The organism is Helicobacter macacae MIT 99-5501 (genome assembly GCF_000507845.1).
Lineage (GTDB): Bacteria > Campylobacterota > Campylobacteria > Campylobacterales > Helicobacteraceae > Helicobacter_B > Helicobacter_B macacae.
Genome location: NZ_KI669455.1, coordinates 432767 through 449675 on the forward strand (window position 1 = coordinate 432767; position 16909 = coordinate 449675).

Annotated in this window: 15 protein-coding genes and 2 pseudogenes; 14 read left to right on the forward strand and 3 right to left on the reverse strand. The window is 40.9% G+C overall.

From position 1 onward, the window contains the following. The first annotated feature begins 299 nt into the window (after positions 1-299). The 8 genes from flgB to HMPREF2086_RS09400 all read left to right on the forward strand — a co-directional run bounded on the left by flgB (position 300) and on the right by HMPREF2086_RS09400 (position 8141). Entirely contained in the window at positions 300-749 is a 450-nt protein-coding gene (flgB, locus tag HMPREF2086_RS09365; RefSeq protein WP_023928587.1) for a flagellar basal body rod protein FlgB, read from the forward strand. A 35-nt stretch (positions 750-784) separates the two neighbouring features. Beyond that, positions 785-1279: a flagellar basal body rod protein FlgC gene (flgC, locus tag HMPREF2086_RS09370; RefSeq protein ID WP_023928588.1), complete on the forward strand. Its 495-nt coding sequence runs from the start codon at positions 785-787 to the stop codon at positions 1277-1279. A gap of 61 nt (positions 1280-1340) precedes the next feature. Continuing rightward, the gene (fliE, locus tag HMPREF2086_RS09375) at positions 1341-1643 is read left to right on the forward strand and encodes a flagellar hook-basal body complex protein FliE (RefSeq protein ID WP_023928589.1); all 303 of its coding nucleotides are present in this window, start codon (positions 1341-1343) and stop codon (positions 1641-1643) included. A 74-nt stretch (positions 1644-1717) separates the two neighbouring features. Beyond that, positions 1718-3664: a peptidoglycan D,D-transpeptidase FtsI family protein gene (locus HMPREF2086_RS09380; protein ID WP_023928590.1), complete on the forward strand. Its 1947-nt coding sequence runs from the start codon at positions 1718-1720 to the stop codon at positions 3662-3664. Positions 3665-3682: 18 nt separating this feature from the next. Further along, on the forward strand, positions 3683-4603 hold the full coding sequence (locus HMPREF2086_RS09385; protein WP_023928591.1) for a hypothetical protein: 921 nt from the start codon (positions 3683-3685) through the stop codon (positions 4601-4603). Between the two features lie 80 nt (positions 4604-4683). Beyond that, positions 4684-5613 (forward strand): hypothetical protein, encoded by a 930-nt coding sequence (locus HMPREF2086_RS09390; RefSeq protein WP_023928592.1) that lies wholly within the window; start codon positions 4684-4686, stop codon positions 5611-5613. Positions 5614-5939: 326 nt separating this feature from the next. Further along, a complete protein-coding gene (locus HMPREF2086_RS12410) occupies positions 5940-6908 on the forward strand; it encodes a cytochrome c biogenesis CcdA family protein (RefSeq protein WP_023928593.1) in 969 nt (322 codons plus the stop codon). A gap of 21 nt (positions 6909-6929) precedes the next feature. Then, entirely contained in the window at positions 6930-8141 is a 1212-nt protein-coding gene (locus HMPREF2086_RS09400; protein WP_023928594.1) for an amidohydrolase family protein, read from the forward strand. 40 nt (positions 8142-8181) lie between these two features. Here the strand turns inward: HMPREF2086_RS09400 and HMPREF2086_RS11035 are convergent, their stop codons facing one another. From HMPREF2086_RS11035 to HMPREF2086_RS09415, 3 genes are read right to left on the reverse strand one after another with little or no spacing between them, the layout of a single operon-like run. Beyond that, positions 8182-9384, reverse strand: coding sequence for an outer membrane beta-barrel protein (locus tag HMPREF2086_RS11035; protein ID WP_023928595.1), 1203 nt, complete (start codon positions 9382-9384; stop codon positions 8182-8184). 43 nt (positions 9385-9427) lie between these two features. Next, complete coding sequence (locus HMPREF2086_RS09410) at positions 9428-10351, reverse strand: outer membrane beta-barrel protein (RefSeq protein WP_023928597.1); 924 nt, start codon at positions 10349-10351, stop codon at positions 9428-9430. Beyond that, complete coding sequence (locus HMPREF2086_RS09415) at positions 10341-11264, reverse strand: hypothetical protein (RefSeq protein WP_023928599.1); 924 nt, start codon at positions 11262-11264, stop codon at positions 10341-10343. The genes HMPREF2086_RS09410 and HMPREF2086_RS09415 overlap by 11 nt, the downstream gene beginning before the upstream one ends. 201 nt (positions 11265-11465) lie before the next feature. Here HMPREF2086_RS09415 and panB point away from each other — a divergent pair, with 201 nt between their 5' ends. The 6 genes and pseudogenes from panB to HMPREF2086_RS09440 all read left to right on the forward strand — a co-directional run bounded on the left by panB (position 11466) and on the right by HMPREF2086_RS09440 (position 16872). Then, positions 11466-12278, forward strand: a complete 813-nt coding sequence (gene panB / locus HMPREF2086_RS09420; protein WP_023928600.1) for a 3-methyl-2-oxobutanoate hydroxymethyltransferase — start codon at positions 11466-11468, stop codon at positions 12276-12278. Between the two features lie 35 nt (positions 12279-12313). Next, complete coding sequence (gene ruvB / locus HMPREF2086_RS09425) at positions 12314-13468, forward strand: Holliday junction branch migration DNA helicase RuvB (RefSeq protein WP_023928602.1); 1155 nt, start codon at positions 12314-12316, stop codon at positions 13466-13468. 21 nt (positions 13469-13489) lie between these two features. Further along, positions 13490-13909, forward strand: a pseudogene (locus HMPREF2086_RS12570) (MBL fold metallo-hydrolase); the annotation flags it as partial. A 123-nt stretch (positions 13910-14032) separates the two neighbouring features. Then, a pseudogene (locus HMPREF2086_RS12575) lies at positions 14033-14158 on the forward strand (MBL fold metallo-hydrolase); the annotation flags it as partial. A 246-nt stretch (positions 14159-14404) separates the two neighbouring features. Further along, entirely contained in the window at positions 14405-15772 is a 1368-nt protein-coding gene (locus tag HMPREF2086_RS09435) for a sodium-dependent transporter (RefSeq protein WP_023928605.1), read from the forward strand. A 56-nt stretch (positions 15773-15828) separates the two neighbouring features. Further along, complete coding sequence (locus tag HMPREF2086_RS09440) at positions 15829-16872, forward strand: catalase (protein ID WP_023928606.1); 1044 nt, start codon at positions 15829-15831, stop codon at positions 16870-16872. The last annotated feature ends 37 nt before the right edge of the window (positions 16873-16909 follow it).

The following is a 16909-nucleotide window of genomic DNA, read 5'->3' on the forward strand; positions in this document are numbered from 1 at the left end:
AGATTTTGCTATTCTTTGCTTATTTGTGATTCTGTCTTACAGAAAGATTCTAGCTTTTTGAGTATTGCCTAAAAGCTAGAATCTACCAAAAATTGACTTCCAAACAATAACCTTACACTAAATCTACACAATCAACCTTTTGCTAATAAAAATTTCACAAATAAACTTCCTAAAATCAACTTCGCGCAATCATTTTTTAGCATTATTTGGAATGTCTTTTGCTTCTACCTAACAAGCAATAAGTGCAAACCTAAAATCACGCAAAACAAGGCTTAAAGACTTAGTTTAAGGAGAATGCAATGATTTCTTTTGCGGTAGAATCTAAAGTCTATCCACTAGCGCACAAAGCCCTTGATTATCGCTCGCTAAGGCAGGATTTAATCGCGGGAAATATCGCCAATCAAAACACACCCTACTATCGCCCGCGCGATATAGAATTTACCCAAGCTCTAGCGTTGCGACAAGATGAGATTTTGTATAAAAAGCCATCAAGGCAACTTCAGCTAGCACAAAGCAACAAAGGGCATTTAAGCCTAGAATCCTCTCGCACAGCGAAGTTTGAACACAAGCCAGATTTGTTTTTCCGCGATGGGCATTTGGCTAGAAATGACGGCAATAGCGTGGATTTGGATATAGAAACAAGCGAAATGGGCAAAAACTCCGTAGTCTATCAAGGGCTAACCGTCGCCCTAAAAAAGCACAAAGGTATCCTAAACTACGCTATTGAAGCGGGCAAAAATATTTCTTAAGATTTTTATAAAAAGTAACCTCACAAGGAGAAGAGATGAATTTTTTTAACTCATTTGACATTAGTGGCTATGGACTTTCAGCACAGCGAATCCGCGCCAATCTCATATCCTCTAATATCGCCAATGCCAACACTACACGAACCGATGAGGGAGGACCATATCGTAGACAAATGGTATCTTTTCGCGCATTTGATTTTAATAAAGCATTAAATGAACGATTAAGTAAAGAGAGCGATGAAGCAGAGTATGAAGACCCGCTTAATGAGGGGGATTTGGGAAAATTACCAAAACCTGCTATAATGGGCGTGTATATCGACAAAATCGTGCGTGATGATAGGAGTCCTATTATGAAATACGAGCCTAGCCACCCCGATGCAAATTCGGAGGGCTATGTCGCATATCCCAATATCAATCCCGTTGTCGAAATGGCGGATTTAATCGAAGCTACTAGGGCATATCAAGCAAATGTCGCAGCGTTTCAAAGTGCTAAAACAATGGCAGGAAATGCCATAATGATGATGCAAGTGTAGTTTAGCTTAAATTAGTTTTGTTTAGAATTTATAGAAGTTTTTGCAAATAAGGAGTATCAAAATGGACGACATAAAAAAGGTTGGTTTATCAAACCCTATAAACCCAAAGCTAAATATCACACCCACCCAAGCCGCAAATGACAATGGCGAATTTACCAAACTACTAAAAAAATCCATAGATGAGCTAAACCAAGTCCAAGAAAGCTCGGACAAAGCCCTAGCTGATATGGCAAGCGGACAGCTAAAAGACTTGCACCAGGCCGCCATAACCATAGGCAAAGCCGAAACAAGTATGAAGCTAATGCTTGAAGTGCGCAACAAAGCCCTAAGTGCGTATAAAGAAATCCTAAGAACACAAGTATAGTTCGTTCTAGAGCTATAAGCCGTGCGACTAGAATCCTAAGCCAAGCAATCCTATAAGTCTAAAATCTAGTCGCTATGCCTATCCCCAAATATCTCCCACAAAATCCAAGCAATTATGGAAATAAAAACTCTCAAAAATACGATTCTACTCTAGGGCAATCTCCCCAAAATCTACCCCCCAAAAATCGACTAAAAAGATTCCAAAAAAACGGCATAGGAATCGCCAAATCTCGCAGAATCTTAGCGATTTTTTTGGTGTTTGTGCTAAGCGCGGTTATTTTTCTTTTTAGTGTGTATTCAAAAGTCGCATTGCCTAGAGAATCCAAAATGCCAACCCTAATCGTAGCAAAAGAAGATGTCGCTGTGCGGGGTAATATCTACACGGCAAAAACCTACCAAGATGATGAGGGATACTCCCTTGCAAGGAGCAACAAACTTTACAAACTAGGGTTTAACCCCCGCTCCATAGACCCAAACAAAAAAGAGCTTTTTATCACGCTTTTAGAGATTTATAGCGGTGTGCCACGCTACACTATCATAGAGAAGCTAAAAAGCCCAAAATACCAAATCCTCTCTTATAAAATCTCGCCAAATGTCGCTGCAAATCTGCGGGCACTAAACGCAAAACTTTTGGCTTATGATGTGTTTCGTGAATATATTGATGAAAAGGGCAGGGTGATAGGCAAAATGGGGCTTAGCGTGGAGGTAAGCGGAGTAAGCAGGGAATATCCATACAACGATATGCTTGAGCCATTTATCGGCTATGTAACCAAAAGCGAGATTGGCAGGCTTACTATGCCAATAGGGGTTGATGGCATAGAGAATTCGCGTGAGAAAATCCTAAGGCAAAAGCAAAATGGCGAAGTTATAGGCAAGCGAGATATTGGGTTTAATATTATTCAAACTAAGCAAGCGCATTCTACAAGCAGAGAGGACGGATTTAGTGTTAGGCTTGGGATTCCTTTTAGCTTGCAGCAAAAACTAGAAGAGCTGCTAGATAGTGCCAAAAAAGAATACCAATCCCAAGAAATTATCGCAGCGATTCTAAACCCAAAAAACGGGCAGATTTTAGCTATCGCTACGACAAATCGATTTAACCCAAACGCAATAAGAGAGCAAGATAAACCACACCTAAAAATCCGCGCCATAGCAGAATCATTTGAGCCCGGAAGCACCATAAAGCCTATCATTTATGCAATGCTACTAGAAAAAAAGCTAATAAACCCGCTAAGCCCGATAGACTTGGGCAATGGATATTATATGCTAGGCAAGCACACTATCACAGATGACACCATAATGCCCCAAAATCCAACCATAGAAGATGTGCTTTTGCACTCAAGCAATGTGGGTATGATTTTGCTATCAAACCGACTAAATGGACAGGAATTTTATGACGGTTTGCGCTCTTTTGGGCTAGGCTCGCTTACAGGGATTGATTTGCCCTATGAGCGAGATGGTATCGTGCCATCTCTAAAAGAGCTATCCAAATCCTCTGGCACTACCAAAAAATCCGTATCTTTTGGCTATGTAGCGCGAGTAACATTTATGCAGCTTTTGCGAGCTTATGGGGTTTTTGCAAATGGTGGCTACCTAGTAACGCCACATATCACACAAAGCTATATAGCCCCCGATGGCAAAATCTATATCCCCACCACAAGGACAGCTAAGCCCACACAAGCTATCTCTGAAGCCACTGCCAAAAAAATGCAAAGCCTGCTAATCAAAGTCGTAGAATCAGGCACGGGCAAAGCCGCCAAAGTCGAGCAAGCTGGAATCATCACAGGGGGCAAAACAGGCACAGCTAGAGAAATAGCCCAAAGTGGTGGATATGGGCAAAAACACAATGGCTCATTTTTTGGTTTTGTAAAAGATGGGCAAAATACCTTTGTCATAGGCGTTGTTACCTTTGGCGCATCTGGACAGCACTACTATGGTAGTCAAAATTCTGCCCCTGTGTTTAAAAAGATAGTCGATATACTTATTGAGCAAGGTTACTTGCAGACAAAAACAAAAAAACGCTAAAAATTTAAGGAGAATTTGATGAAATCTCAATATATTCGACCATATCACAAACATTCATCTAAAAACATTAAAGCCTTTGGCGCATTTGATGCGCTGGGTGCTTTGTTTGCTAGATTTCGCTCTTTCGTGCGTTTTTGCGCCCGAAATATCACACCATTTACCCCGCTTATATTTTTGGCAAAAAAATCGCAAAAAAAACGCGCACTTGCGTATGTGCTGTTTTTGAGCCTTTTTGTGCTTATCCCCATAGCTTTGCACGCCAAAGAGATGCTAAACACCACTTCGCTAATTGACACACTAAAATCTAGCGAGATTACCAATGCAAAAATCATCAGCACGCAAGAATCTGGGATAAATGGATTTTGGTTTGTCATCGTTCAAAAGGATAATTTTCAAATTCCGTTTTTTGCTAGCAGTGACGGAAAGACACTGATGATACTCTCCCAAGAAGCACTAATCACCAAAAACACCACGCTTAAAAATACCCTAGAATCCACCACCAAAAAAGTCCAAGAGTTTAACGAAAAAGCTAGAGAAGATGCAGTCATAGCGATATTTCAAAAATACCCAAACTCTGTGCTAAGGCTTGAGGGCAAGTCAAAAAGCGATTCTAAAAAATCCATAACCTACCTTGTGCTAGATACGAATTGTCCCTACTGCAAGCAAGAGCTACAAAAAATCAATAGCTATCTAGCAAGCGGGGATTTGCATATCCTAATCGCAGGTGCACTAAGCCTAGAATCCACCAAAAAAGCTGCTACTTTCTATACCAAGCTAGATGAGCAAAAAACCCAAGAAAGCAAGATTTCCTACCTAAAAAAAGCATTTGAGCCAAGCTACAAACCTAGCAATAACATAAACGCCGATAAAGCGATGAATATTGCCCAAGAGCTTGGAGGGGCAGGATTGCAAGGTGTGCCTTATATCATCAAGCGATAGTTTTGTGTTTTTTGCATTGTGATTAGTTTTTTTGCTATACAATGTTGCGTAATTATATTTCCTTAAGCGAGGAGTAGGCAATGACACAAGCATTTAATACCCTATCAAAACAACGATTAGTAGTAGCTCTAAAGCAGCTTGCACTTTTTGCATTTGGTGCATTTATCGCGCTAAATCTAAGTGGGTGTGCTCTTTTCCAACCAAATAATAAATTAGCCACTTCCCAAACCAAAGTCAAACGAATCAATCCAAATGTCTTTGGCGCACAATTTAGTGATGAGTCTAGAGAAGAGTTTAGGCAGCTTATGCAGCTTTATGCCAATGCTTACTATGAAGTCGTTACAAATGATGACTATGCAAAAGCCACCCAAATGCTAAATGAATCTTGCAATCGCGGGCTTGGCACTGCGTGCTACTTGCTTGTAGAGTTTGATGACAATAGCAACGAAGAAGAAGACACCGAAATCGCAGCAGAGAAGCTAAAGCACGATTGTCTTGCACCAAAGCCTACGATTAGAAGCGGGGCTAGCTGTGCTACTCTAGCCGAGCTAGTCGTAAAAGAAGAAGTTGAATACGCAGATGTCATTGAGCAAGCCCTATATGACAAAGGTTGCCAGCTAAATGACCCTCTTTCTTGTGCAAGATATGCGGCGAAATACCTAAAAAACGAAGAGCCAGAACTCTACAAAAGATATGCCAACAAAGCTATCAAACAAGCAGCTTTGGGGTGCAATCACGGAATGGGATTTTATTGCTTACTAGCTGCAAACACTATCCAAATGCTTTATCAAGAAGATAAAGACGGCAAAGCAAAGGGATTTTGGAAGCGAGGCTGTGAGCTAAAAGACGGTTCAAGCTGCTATATGGTAAAGAGTATAGAGCAAAAAGAAAAGCTAGAGCGAATGCTAAAACAAAAGCAAGAAGCTGAAAAAGCCCAAAAAGAAGCCGCCGCCAAGCAAGAAGCAGCCCAAAAAGCACAAGTAACCACCACTTCATCAAGTAGCAACTAGCAGGGGTTATAAAAACCTAGAGTAGTTTTATTTCGCTTTTTTTAGTATGTCTTTGCAATGTGTTGTCTGTCGCACATTGCACACAGACAAAAATAGACAAAGACTATGTGTGGCTAAGTCTAGCATAGTTTTTAAGGATTTTTGTGTGGATTGGCGTGTAGATTTACGCGCGGAATTAGTATGTAGATTATTATGTGGGCTAGATTAAATTTTTGTGCTTTTTAAACTACAAAATCTTAATAGCAAGACTACACAAATATACCAAATATGATTTTGGAATGATTTTGAATAATTTTTGAGTGATTTTTACGCAAAAGGCACACCAAATGGAGCAGTCGTTATTAGAGTATTTTTATGGTGGCGCGACAATCACACCTTTTTTTGTGGCATTTTTTGCTGGCTTGCTTTCCTTTCTTTCTCCCTGCACTTTACCACTTGTGCCACTTTATATGGCGTATATTTCGGGTGTTTCGCTAGCAGAGCTTAGTGCTAGCACGAGTGATAGCACAAAAGATTCTAAAATTTTTGCCAAGCAAGATTCCATCATAAATGACTTATCACAAGCAAATCCACAAATCCCCGCGCAATCCCATGCAAAACTCTCCATACATCCCGCGCAAAGCAATACCCAAAACAACCCCTCCATAACCCACATAAAATCCACTACGCAAAAATCCACTACACAAAAATACTCTTCCCAAAATCCAAAATCCCCACACTTATCCAATATCCGCTATATGATTTTTGCTCGCTCATTTGCCTTTGTGCTAGGCTTTTCGCTTGTATTTATCCTAGCAGGTGTTGCCTTGCGTTCTGTGTTTTTTGTGCTAGATTCTGTTTTGCTAGAGATTTTGGCAGGTGTTGTTGTGCTTATTTTTGGATTGCATTTTTTGGGTGTTTTTCATATCAAATGGCTCTATGTAAGCAAAAAATTTCAGCTAAAAGCCACTCACCCAGCTATAAAGATTCTAGCTCCTTTCGTGCTAGGAGTGAGCTTTGCACTAGGGTGGAGTCCTTGCACGGGACCGATTTTTGGAGCTATCGCACTTATGGCTAGCACTAGCACGCAAGGATTTGCCCTGCTATGTCTGTATGCACTAGGTTTTGCCCTACCTTTTTTGGTGCTTGCACTTGCGCTAGAGAGAGGGTTTGAGCTTATTGATAGATTCAAGCCACATTTGCGCAAGGTAGAGATTCTATCGGGGATTTTGCTTGTTTGTGTGGGCTCATTTATGATTAGCGGGGATTTTAGCTTATATTTGGGTAAAATAAGCGAGTGGATAGCCAAAATATAAAATCTATTGCAAAGGAAAAAAATGCTACTAAAAAACGGGACAATTTGCGATTATAGCCAAGAAAGAAAAGCTGATGTCCGCATAGAAAGCACACTTATCAAAGAAGTCGCCCCTAGCCTTAGTCCAAAAGAGGGCGAGGAAGTGCTAGATTGCACAGATAAATTTATACTACCAGCACTCATTGACATATCCTATCCCAAAAACAAATCCCTTTGTCGTAAGACGCTACAATCCCTAAGCCAAAAGGCTTTGCAAGGTGGTGTAGGAAGTGTGCTTTTGCGCCCAGATAGTAGCCCTAGTATTGATTCAGAAGCGATTATTGAGCTTGTATCAAGCCTAGATTCCGCGCTAAGCGTGCATTTTTTTTCTAGCATACTAGCGACAAAAGATGATAGTCTAACCCAAATCGCATCTCTTATCAGCACAGGCGCACGCGCTATCTATCTACATAGTCCAGACATATCAGGCTATGCCTTGCACAAAGTCGCTCAATATGCAAAAATGCTAAATGTCCCCATCATCGCCACAGCACAAGAACCAAGCCTTTGTGATGGTGTGATAAGCCAAAGCGAGATAAGCTCCACTCTAGGCTTGCCATCTATCCCATCCATATCGCAAACTATGGAAGTTGCTAGACTTAGCGAAATGTCGCGATTTAGCGAGACAAAATGGATTTTTGATGCCATAACCCACCCCCAAAGCCTAAAAATCATAGAAACATTCAAAGCTATGGGAGCAGAGATTTTAGCCCAAACTCCTATCCACCACCTTATTTTTACCCACGATGACATAAAGGACTACGATACGCGCTTCAAGCTATTTCCTCCGCTTGTGAGTGAGGAGGAGCGCGACTTTTTGCGTGATTGTTTATATTCTCGCATAGATATGCTTACTTGCTTACAGAGCGATTCTTACAACTCGCTAAAAGACCAAGTATTTGAAAACGCCAGCTTTGGTATAAACGCATTTGGATTTTACTTCCCACTTGGATTTAGCCAGCTTGTCAAGCAGGGGATTATAAGTCTATCTCGTTTTAGCCAGATGACTTCATACGCTCAAGCCAAATGCTTCTCTCTAAACAAAGGCGAAATTACACCACAAAAAGACGCGGACATTATCATCGTAGATTTGCAAGCCAAAACAGAAGTAAATGATAGCTTTAGTCCATATCACGGAGTGTGCTTACACTCCAAAGTCTTGCATACGATTATTGAGGGCGAAGTGCGATTATAGAATGCTTGCAAAAATATTTTCCCAAGCATTGCTAGACGCCTTAAAACACCTTGATATAGCTCGCTACAAAAATCGGGGTGCGACTAAAGGCTATGTCTTTAGATAAAATTTCTTTGTTGCCATATTTTGCAGGGGATTCTATGCCTAGTCGTAGCTCGGATGGTAGCCCTAGCACAGAGAGAGGGACCTTTGCCCCTACTTCTAGCTTGCCAAGTATGCCAAGTGATAGACTAAGCCCCATATTTAGCCCGTAGTCTACTTGGATTTGGTAGTTCCATAGCACATTTTCACTTTTTGTTACGCCAGCTTTTATGAAGCTATCTAGCTCACTATTTGCCTTATCTGTGAGTAGCATTACACCGATATTTAAGCCAAAATACCCACCCAAAGCCACCTCCCTCCAAAATCTCTGCTTCACGCCAAGCAGGCTTAGCGGTAGCTCGCCTAGCAAGTCAGCATTTAGCCCCCCTAGCATATAAAAAAAACTTCCCACGCTTTTTGCACTACCTTGCCCCTGCTTTCTCATAGAGAGATTCCCACCACCGATAAGCACATCGACATAGATTCTGCTACCAAAGTAGAGATTATAGAAGTTTTGATACCCCACATTTCCACCAGAAGCGACAAACACCGAGCGAGCGATAAGCGGAGAATCTAGGCTAGAATCTAGCGCACCTGTCATATCGGGGCTAAATACCCCATTCGTAGTAGTGCCTACACTATTTTGGGTATTGTATTTGCCATCAGCATAAGTTTGTGTTATGCCAGCACTTGCCACACTCGCCCCTATGAAAATCCCGCTTTTATTACCAGCCCTCATATATTTATGTGCGATTGCTTTTTTTTGCTCTAGTGTTTTTCCTGCGAAATGCTTTTGGATATATTCACTTTGAGAGTAGATAGGCTCTACTTTTATGCCATTTATCTCCAAAAGTGAGCGATAAAAAGCGATTTTGACATCTAGGCTTTTGTCCTTTAGTCGCTCATCTTGGGCATTCATTAGCGCACTTGGATTTACTTGGCTATTTTTAAAATCCTTTGGCAAGATAAGCATCGCTATTTCCTCATCAGTGATACGACTTGATTTACTTGATTTTTTTACTTGATTTTTGGGGGATTTTGCGGGTGGAGATTTTGTGGGCACGGCTAGGGCACTACTTAGCAAAAATACCACGCATATAATGCCTAGCATTAGATTTTGCAAAGATAGTTGATTTAATATTGTGCGTTTTTTTAGATTCATTATATTTTCCTACAATCCATTTATCAACCCAACCCAAATCCAGCTAAAACAAATATTGATAGCTCGTGATATACATAGTCCCTAGAAAGTAGCTTGCTTGGTTTGAGATATTTGGTGGAGTTTTGATACCTAGCTCTATGCGATGATGATATTTGAGTGTGGCAGAGACGCCTACATTTAGCACAGGTCCTATGGTGATTTTATCCTCTCTTTGTGTGCCACTTTGCTTGTAGAGATTTACCCCCGCTCCCATCCCTATAAACACACCTAGATAGTATCCCTCCTCGCCACCTATTGCCTTATCCCCCACCATATCTATATTGAAGCTAAACAAATGGCTAGAGACACTATCGGGTATATTTGGCGAGGCATTTAGCGCAGCTAGATATTGCCAATACACGCGCACACCCATAGGTGCAGCCCCCAAAAATCGCATATATCCTCCGTTAATCCCAAATGCAAATGGATTTAGCTCCTCGCCAAAGCCTCTATTTTTGTTGATTTCCATTTGGCTAGTGCCAAGCGAAACTCCAGCAAACCAGCCGTGTTTTGTTTTGTTTTTTAGCTCTTGAGATTTTTCATACAAAAGCTGATAGTATCGCCCGCGCAGGAAATAAAGCTCTTTTTCTTTTTGGTGCTTTGACATTTGCTGTAAGGATTCTTCATCGCCGTGTATCACTTCGATTTCATCGATATTTTTGGAGATTTTTTTTTGCTCTTTTTTTGCTTTAGAATCTAGTGAGCTAGAATCACTAGGTTGCACTCTTTGAGATTCTTTGCTAGATTTTAGTGATTTTGCGCTTGGCTTCGCGCTTAAACCTTGAGCTACACTGCTTATCAGCAATGCGCTTATGAATCCAACAAAGCAGATTTTGCCAAAATTTTTCAGCATAGTTTTCAATACCCTCATAGCTTTCACAATTCCCATATCTATCACTGCACGCACAGCACATTTCCTAAAACACATAGCTATATCCCACCATAGGCATTATCCCAAACCAATTTAGCCTTTCATTGATGATGAGTTTGATTTCGCCCTCTATGCGGTGCTTGCTTATGAGAGTGAAGCTCGCCCCAATGTTTATAATCCCACCAAGCGTAGCATCGCTATTAGAATCATATATCATACTTGCTAATCCAAATCCCGCTATTGCTCCCGCTTCTAAGCTGTTTTTGCCCTTTATCATCGGCAATAGAGGCAAATCTATCAGCACATCTGCGCTTATGCCGATGCTAGAAAATCCAAGCGAGGAGAGGTTTAGCTCCTTTGCATTGCTTCCTAAGTATTGCAGATAGATTCTGCCACCGACTTTATTTGGGAAAGATATGCTATCAAACATTGTAGGATAAAAGCTCTGAAATCCCACCTTTGCACCATAAGCTAGGAAATTATCCACGACATAGTCTGTATTTCCAGCCGCATTGTGAAATATCCAGCCACCATACACGCCGATAAAAATACCTGATTTTTTCTTTGAAGCGTCTAGGTTTTTGATAAGGGAGGCGATTTCTTTATCGCTGATTTTGTGATATGCCATAATGTATGGATAATAATACAAGCTAAGCGTGGAATAATCAATTAGATTTTCATCTTGTGATTCTTGTTTTGACTTGTCTTTTGCAGTGGTTTTGGATTCTTTTTGTGGCTTTGTGGAATCTTTGTTGGTTTCTTTTGTGGTGGAATCTTTTTTGGATTTTATAGAATCTTTTTGGGATTTTTTGGCTGTGCTTGTAGATTCTTTGCTAGATTTTTCATATTTCAAATATCGCTTAGATTTTTCACCATAGCTTATGGTGCTTGCTAGCACCACACAGACAAAAATCAATGCGCATTTGCGAGGGATTTTAGTAGCGATATTAGTGATATTTTTTTTTGTCATATCAAACCTTATAAAACATTAAAAACTTCATAACATTAAACAAACTCTAAAAGTATTTTCCCAAAGCAAAACGCATTATACACTTTAAACCTTAAATAAGCGAGTTTGGGTATAATAACGCCACGATTTTTACAAAAGCACGCAAATAAACACACATTTGGAGCGACACTCACAAGCAAACAACTTTAAGGAGCAAAAGCGATGCAAAAAATCACACTCACCACCCTAAAATCCAAAAAAAATATCCCCCCTCATTTAGGCAAAAATCCTAGCAAGATTACTGCTATCACAGCCTATGACGCACTTTTTGCGCGACTTTTTGATGGCATTGTAGATGTGATTTTGGTTGGCGATAGTCTAAATATGAGCTTTAATGGCAAAGAGGACACCACAAGCCTAAGCCTGCAAGATATGATATACCACACAAAAGCAGTTCTAGCCCACACAAAGCAATCTTTTGTCATAGCTGATATGCCTTTTGGTAGTTATGCAAATGAAAAATCCGCACTAAAATCCGCACTAAAAATCATCAAACAAACAGGGGTGCAAGCCCTAAAGCTAGAAGTGCCACTAAGCAAGCTAAATATCATAAAAGCCCTTGCAAATGAGGGGATTCCCATTATGGCGCATATCGGGCTTATGCCGCAATTTGTGAAGTTTGAGGGTGGGTATAAAGTCAAAGGCAAAGACAATCATCAAAGCGCATACTTGCTAGAATCAGCACTTGCATTTGAAGAAGCAGGTGCATTTGGGCTACTTTTGGAGGGGATTATAGGTGGCGTGGCAAAAGAGATTTCTAGCAATGTAAAAATCCCAACTATCGGGATAGGCTCTGGGGTGGATTGCGATGGGCAGATTCTTGTTTGGAGCGATGCGTTTGGATTATTTGGGGATTTTAAGCCAAAATTTGTGCGCCAATACCTAAATGGCGCAGAGATTTTCAAATCCGCATTGCAAAAATATGTCGATGAAGTCAAAAGTGGCGATTTCCCAAGCGAGCAAGAAAGCTACTAAATCCACCAAAATATCAAAATCTAAAGTAAAACAAAATGGCAAAAATCACACTTGATTTGCAAAGTCTAGATTCTAGCTCAAAGTCTAGCTCAAAAACTAGCCAAAAATCTAGCTCAAAATCCACCCCCGCGAAATCTACAAACAAAAATCAAATTCCCACAGATGAAAGGGAAGTATCTATTGAGAGAATTAGCTTTGATGAAAACATAGAAACTTCGCTTCGCCCTAGCGTGTGGGAAGACTACATAGGGCAAACCCAAATCAAAAAAAACCTAAAAATCGCTATTTTGGGCGCACAAAAACGCTCCGAGCCTTTGATGCATACTCTGCTTTTTGGTCCCCCAGGTCTTGGCAAAACAACCCTTAGCCACATAATCGCCACACAAATGGGTGCAAATATCAAAGTAACTGCCGCGCCGATGATAGAGAAAGGCGGGGATTTGGCTGCGATTTTGACAAACATTGGCGAGGGGGATATTTTGTTTATTGATGAGATTCATAGGCTTTCTCCAGCTATTGAGGAGCTACTATATCCTGCTATGGAGGATTTTCGGCTAGATATTATCACAGGTAGCGGTCCAGCAGCGCAAACCATAAAAATTGATTTGCCACCATTTATGCTTATCGGTGCGACTACTCGGGCGGGAATGTTATCTAGCCCTTTGCGTGATAGGTTTGGTATGGATTTTAGATTGCAGTTTTATGACAACTCCGAGCTAAGCCTAATCATTGACAAAGCCGCACACAAGCTAAAAAGAGAAATCAAAAAAGACGCAAGTTTAGAAATCGCAAAAAGAGCGCGTGGCACACCTAGAATCGCCCTAAGGCTACTAAAGCGCGTGCGGGATTTCTCCGATGTCGCAGGAGAGGAAGTCATATCCCTAGACACCACAAAGCACGCCCTAAGCGAGCTTGGCGTAAATGAGCTAGGCTTTGATGAGCTTGATTTGCGCTATTTGGAGGCTTTGGCTAGGGCAAAATCCCCTATGGGGCTAAACACTATCGCAGCAATCATTAGCGAAGATGAAGGAACGATAGAGGATTTAATCGAGCCATACTTGCTTGCAAATGGATTTTTGGAGCGCACCGCTAGAGGCAGGGTAGCAAGCATAAAGACTTATGAGCTATTGCGACTTAGTCCACCCAAATGGAATCTAGCTCATTTACAAAACGAGCCAAAATTGTTTTAGTTTATTTTAAGGAGAATCTAAATGTCAAGTAACTCAAATAACAAGCCCTATCCGCATATCTGCAAGGCTTTTGGTGTGTATGAGACAAATTGCTACATTGTCCAAACTCCTCGTGGCGAGCTAGTCATAGACCCCGGGATTGGCTCAAGTGAGTGGGTGCTAGCAAATGTAAAAAATCCGCTTGCTATTCTCATCACTCACGGGCACTTTGACCATATTTTTGACACAGCAAAACTCCACGAAAATCTAAAATCTACGCCCATTTATTGCCCTAGCGAAGATGCCTTTATGATGAAAAGTGATTGCTTTGATACAGGGCTTACTCCTTGCTCTCCAAGTGTGGAAGTGCCTTGCAATAGGGGACGAGAGGATTTTAGCATTGATGGGGTTTGCTTCTCATACTTGCATTTCCCCGGACATACCCCAGGGTGTAGTATCGTATGTGTTTGGGGAGATAGCACTAAAAGCGGGCTATCAAATCAAGCGCAAAAATCCACGCAAGATAACGCACAAGATAACGCGCAAAATCAAACCCCCACCACTTGTCCCAAAAGCAAAAATGCAAGAATTTATAGCGGGGATTTTGTATTTCATCGCAGTATCGGGCGATATGATTTCCCATACTCAAACCAAAGCGATATGGCACAATCACTAAAGCGATTTAGGGATTTGGATTTTGCGCTTGATTTGGGGCTTACGCTAGATGAGGACGAGCTAGAGGAAGTAGGGCAGATAGAGATTTTCCCCGGACACGGAGAATCTAGCATTTTAGCCTATGAGCAGCGCAATGTAAATCTATGGCTAGAGCGAATGAGCTAACTAGCCAATAAAAAGTCAAAGAAAATTATTTACAAATTTTTATCACGCAAAATCTTGGCATTATTATTGTATTATGTTGATTTTTCGTAATATTTTCATAAGAGGAAGGATAATTTAATGAGTGGATTTTCTAAAATCGGTTTTATCTTAGCCACACTTGGTAGCTCTATCGGGCTTGGGCATATTTGGCGATTTCCATATATGGCAGGGACAAACGGCGGTGGTGCGTTTGTGCTACTTTTTTTGGCACTCACACTTCTTGCTGGGATTGCTATGCTTGTAGGAGAAATGCTAATTGGCAACTACACGCAAAAAAACACCGCCGATGCGTTCAAAGAGCTAGATTCTACCAAGCACAAAGTATGGAAATGGGGCGGGCTAGTGCTGATAGGCGGTCCTTTTATCCTCACATTTTATATGATAGTGCTAGGTTGGGTGCTGTATTATCTTTTTAGCACAAGTATGGATTTGCCAAGCAATGCAAGCGAAGCTGATTGGGTATTTGGCTCGCTTTTGAGTGTAAATATTTGGGCACAGATTTTAGGCTTTAGCGCGGTGGCGTTTATCACGGCATTGGTAGTATCTTTTGGGATAAAAGAGGGAATCGAGCGACTAAATGTCGTGCTTATGCCACTGCTTTTTCTTATCTTTATCGGGCTTTTGGTGTATGCGAGCTTTCAGCCTAGCTTTATGCGAGCGGTGCATTTTTTGTTTGACTTCAAATACTATGACATTAGCGCAGATGTGGTAATCGCAGCGATGGGGCAAATGTGCTTCTCACTTAGTCTTGGTGTGGGGATTATCATTAGCTATTCTGCTAGCACCAAGCCCAATGCCAATCTGCTAGAATCTGCCTTGTATGTATGTCTATGTGGGATTGCTATTTCACTCATCGCAGGGCTTATGATTTTTACATTTGTCTTTGAGCACGGGGTAGAAATCACTCAAGGCGCGGGACTTGTATTCAAAGCACTCCCCATAGTGTTTAGCAAAATGGGAATGGTAGGTGTGATAATCTCTGTGCTATTTTTTCTAGGGCTAGCATTTGCAGGGATTACTTCTACCATATCTTTGCTAGAGCCAAGTGTGATGTTTTTTGTCCAAAAGTATGGATTCTCGCGTGCCAAAATCACTTGGGCGATTATGGCTGTTATTTATCTAGTGGGCTTGGTGCTTATTTTTTCTTTGCACAAAGATTATGCAGATATGCTAGCAGTGTGGGGCAAGGGGCTTTTTGAGCTAGTGGATAAAGCAAGCTCTGATATTGTTATGCCACTTGGAGCGTTGCTAAGTGTGATATTTGTAGGGTGGTTTATCGGCAAAGAAAAAGTGAGAAAAATGACAAGCGGATTTTTATCTGCTAGGGCATTTAGCGTGTGGTTTTTTATCATTCGCTATGCCGCGCCATTGGTTGTGATACTAGCGTGGGGTGGGGAGCTAGCGACAAAGACATTATTTTCACTTCTTAGATTTTTTGGCTTTTAGATTTTTGGTGCAAAGCAAGATTTACATTTTTAGACAAGGGCACAAAAGGATATAAAATGACTGATTCTAAAATATTTCATTTAGGGTTTTTGCGATTTGTTTTTGCAAGCGTTGTTTGCATAAATGTTCTTGGCATAAATGCGATAAATGCTAGTCAAACTAATCCAAGTGAAAATCTAGCAAAGACAGCAGAAAAAATCGCAGATATGTTTTATGCCTTAAATGGCGAGCCAAACAACCCGCACAAAAAAATCAACCACACCAAAGGATTTTGCGCTAGTGGGGAGTTTATCCCCAATCAAAAAGTGGCAAAAGATTTTGCTATCCCGTTTTTGCACTCCTCAAAAATCCAAGTAAAAGCTAGATTTTCACTTGGTGGTGGTGAGCAAAGTGATAAATCAAAATCCCGCGCAATGGCTCTAAAAATGCAAAGTGAAAATAGCGATTTTTGGGAAATCGCTATGACAAATTCGCGTGTAAATTTTGCCAAAAATGCAGATGAGTTTATGCAGTTTTTGGGCATAAATTTGGAGCAAAAGCAAGGAAAAATCACTCCACAAGAAGCAGCCAAAAAGCGTGAGAGTGTAAGCTCTTTTGTAAATTTCGCACGCGAGATAGGACATCTTGGGGTAAGCCCTAGCTTTGCAGATAGTGCCTATCATAGCGTGCATACATTTTTTTTCACAAAATCTAACGATGAGCTAGTGCCTGCTAGATTTAGCTTTGTCCCCAAAAATGGTGTAAAAAATCTAAACCCAAAAGAGCTAGAAAATCTAAATGATGATTTTTTGGAATCTAGCTTCAAAAAGCAGCTAAAAAGTGGTGCGATAAAGTTTGCCCTAGTGCTTGAAGTAGCAAAGCAAGAGGATAGCCTAGAGGATACCACAAGTGTGTGGGCACACATAGATAGCAATGGAGAGAAAACTATCAGAGAGCATATCACTTTAGGTGAGCTAAGACTTGATTCTTTTAGCGGATATGAGTGCAATGAAGAAGTGTTTATGCCATCTATCTTGCCAAGTGGTGTGCAGCCACCAAAAGATGAGATTTTTGATGTGCGAAGTATGGTATATGCCATAACTTTTGGCAGGAGACAATGAAGCACAAAGGGTTAGATTCTAGCAAAATTAAAGGGGA

Coding starts and splice junctions, on each gene's coding strand:
- flgB (WP_023928587.1), top strand. CDS start 300: ATGATTTCTTTTGCGGTAGAATCTAAAGTCTATCCACTAGCGCACAAA.
- flgC (WP_023928588.1), top strand. CDS start 785: ATGAATTTTTTTAACTCATTTGACATTAGTGGCTATGGACTTTCAGCA.
- fliE (WP_023928589.1), top strand. CDS start 1,341: ATGGACGACATAAAAAAGGTTGGTTTATCAAACCCTATAAACCCAAAG.
- HMPREF2086_RS09380 (WP_023928590.1), top strand. CDS start 1,718: ATGCCTATCCCCAAATATCTCCCACAAAATCCAAGCAATTATGGAAAT.
- HMPREF2086_RS09385 (WP_023928591.1), top strand. CDS start 3,683: ATGAAATCTCAATATATTCGACCATATCACAAACATTCATCTAAAAAC.
- HMPREF2086_RS09390 (WP_023928592.1), top strand. CDS start 4,684: ATGACACAAGCATTTAATACCCTATCAAAACAACGATTAGTAGTAGCT.
- HMPREF2086_RS12410 (WP_023928593.1), top strand. CDS start 5,940: ATGGAGCAGTCGTTATTAGAGTATTTTTATGGTGGCGCGACAATCACA.
- HMPREF2086_RS09400 (WP_023928594.1), top strand. CDS start 6,930: ATGCTACTAAAAAACGGGACAATTTGCGATTATAGCCAAGAAAGAAAA.
- HMPREF2086_RS11035 (WP_023928595.1), bottom strand. CDS start 9,384: ATGAATCTAAAAAAACGCACAATATTAAATCAACTATCTTTGCAAAAT.
- HMPREF2086_RS09410 (WP_023928597.1), bottom strand. CDS start 10,351: ATGTGTTTTAGGAAATGTGCTGTGCGTGCAGTGATAGATATGGGAATT.
- HMPREF2086_RS09415 (WP_023928599.1), bottom strand. CDS start 11,264: ATGACAAAAAAAAATATCACTAATATCGCTACTAAAATCCCTCGCAAA.
- panB (WP_023928600.1), top strand. CDS start 11,466: ATGCAAAAAATCACACTCACCACCCTAAAATCCAAAAAAAATATCCCC.
- ruvB (WP_023928602.1), top strand. CDS start 12,314: ATGGCAAAAATCACACTTGATTTGCAAAGTCTAGATTCTAGCTCAAAG.
- HMPREF2086_RS09435 (WP_023928605.1), top strand. CDS start 14,405: ATGAGTGGATTTTCTAAAATCGGTTTTATCTTAGCCACACTTGGTAGC.
- HMPREF2086_RS09440 (WP_023928606.1), top strand. CDS start 15,829: ATGACTGATTCTAAAATATTTCATTTAGGGTTTTTGCGATTTGTTTTT.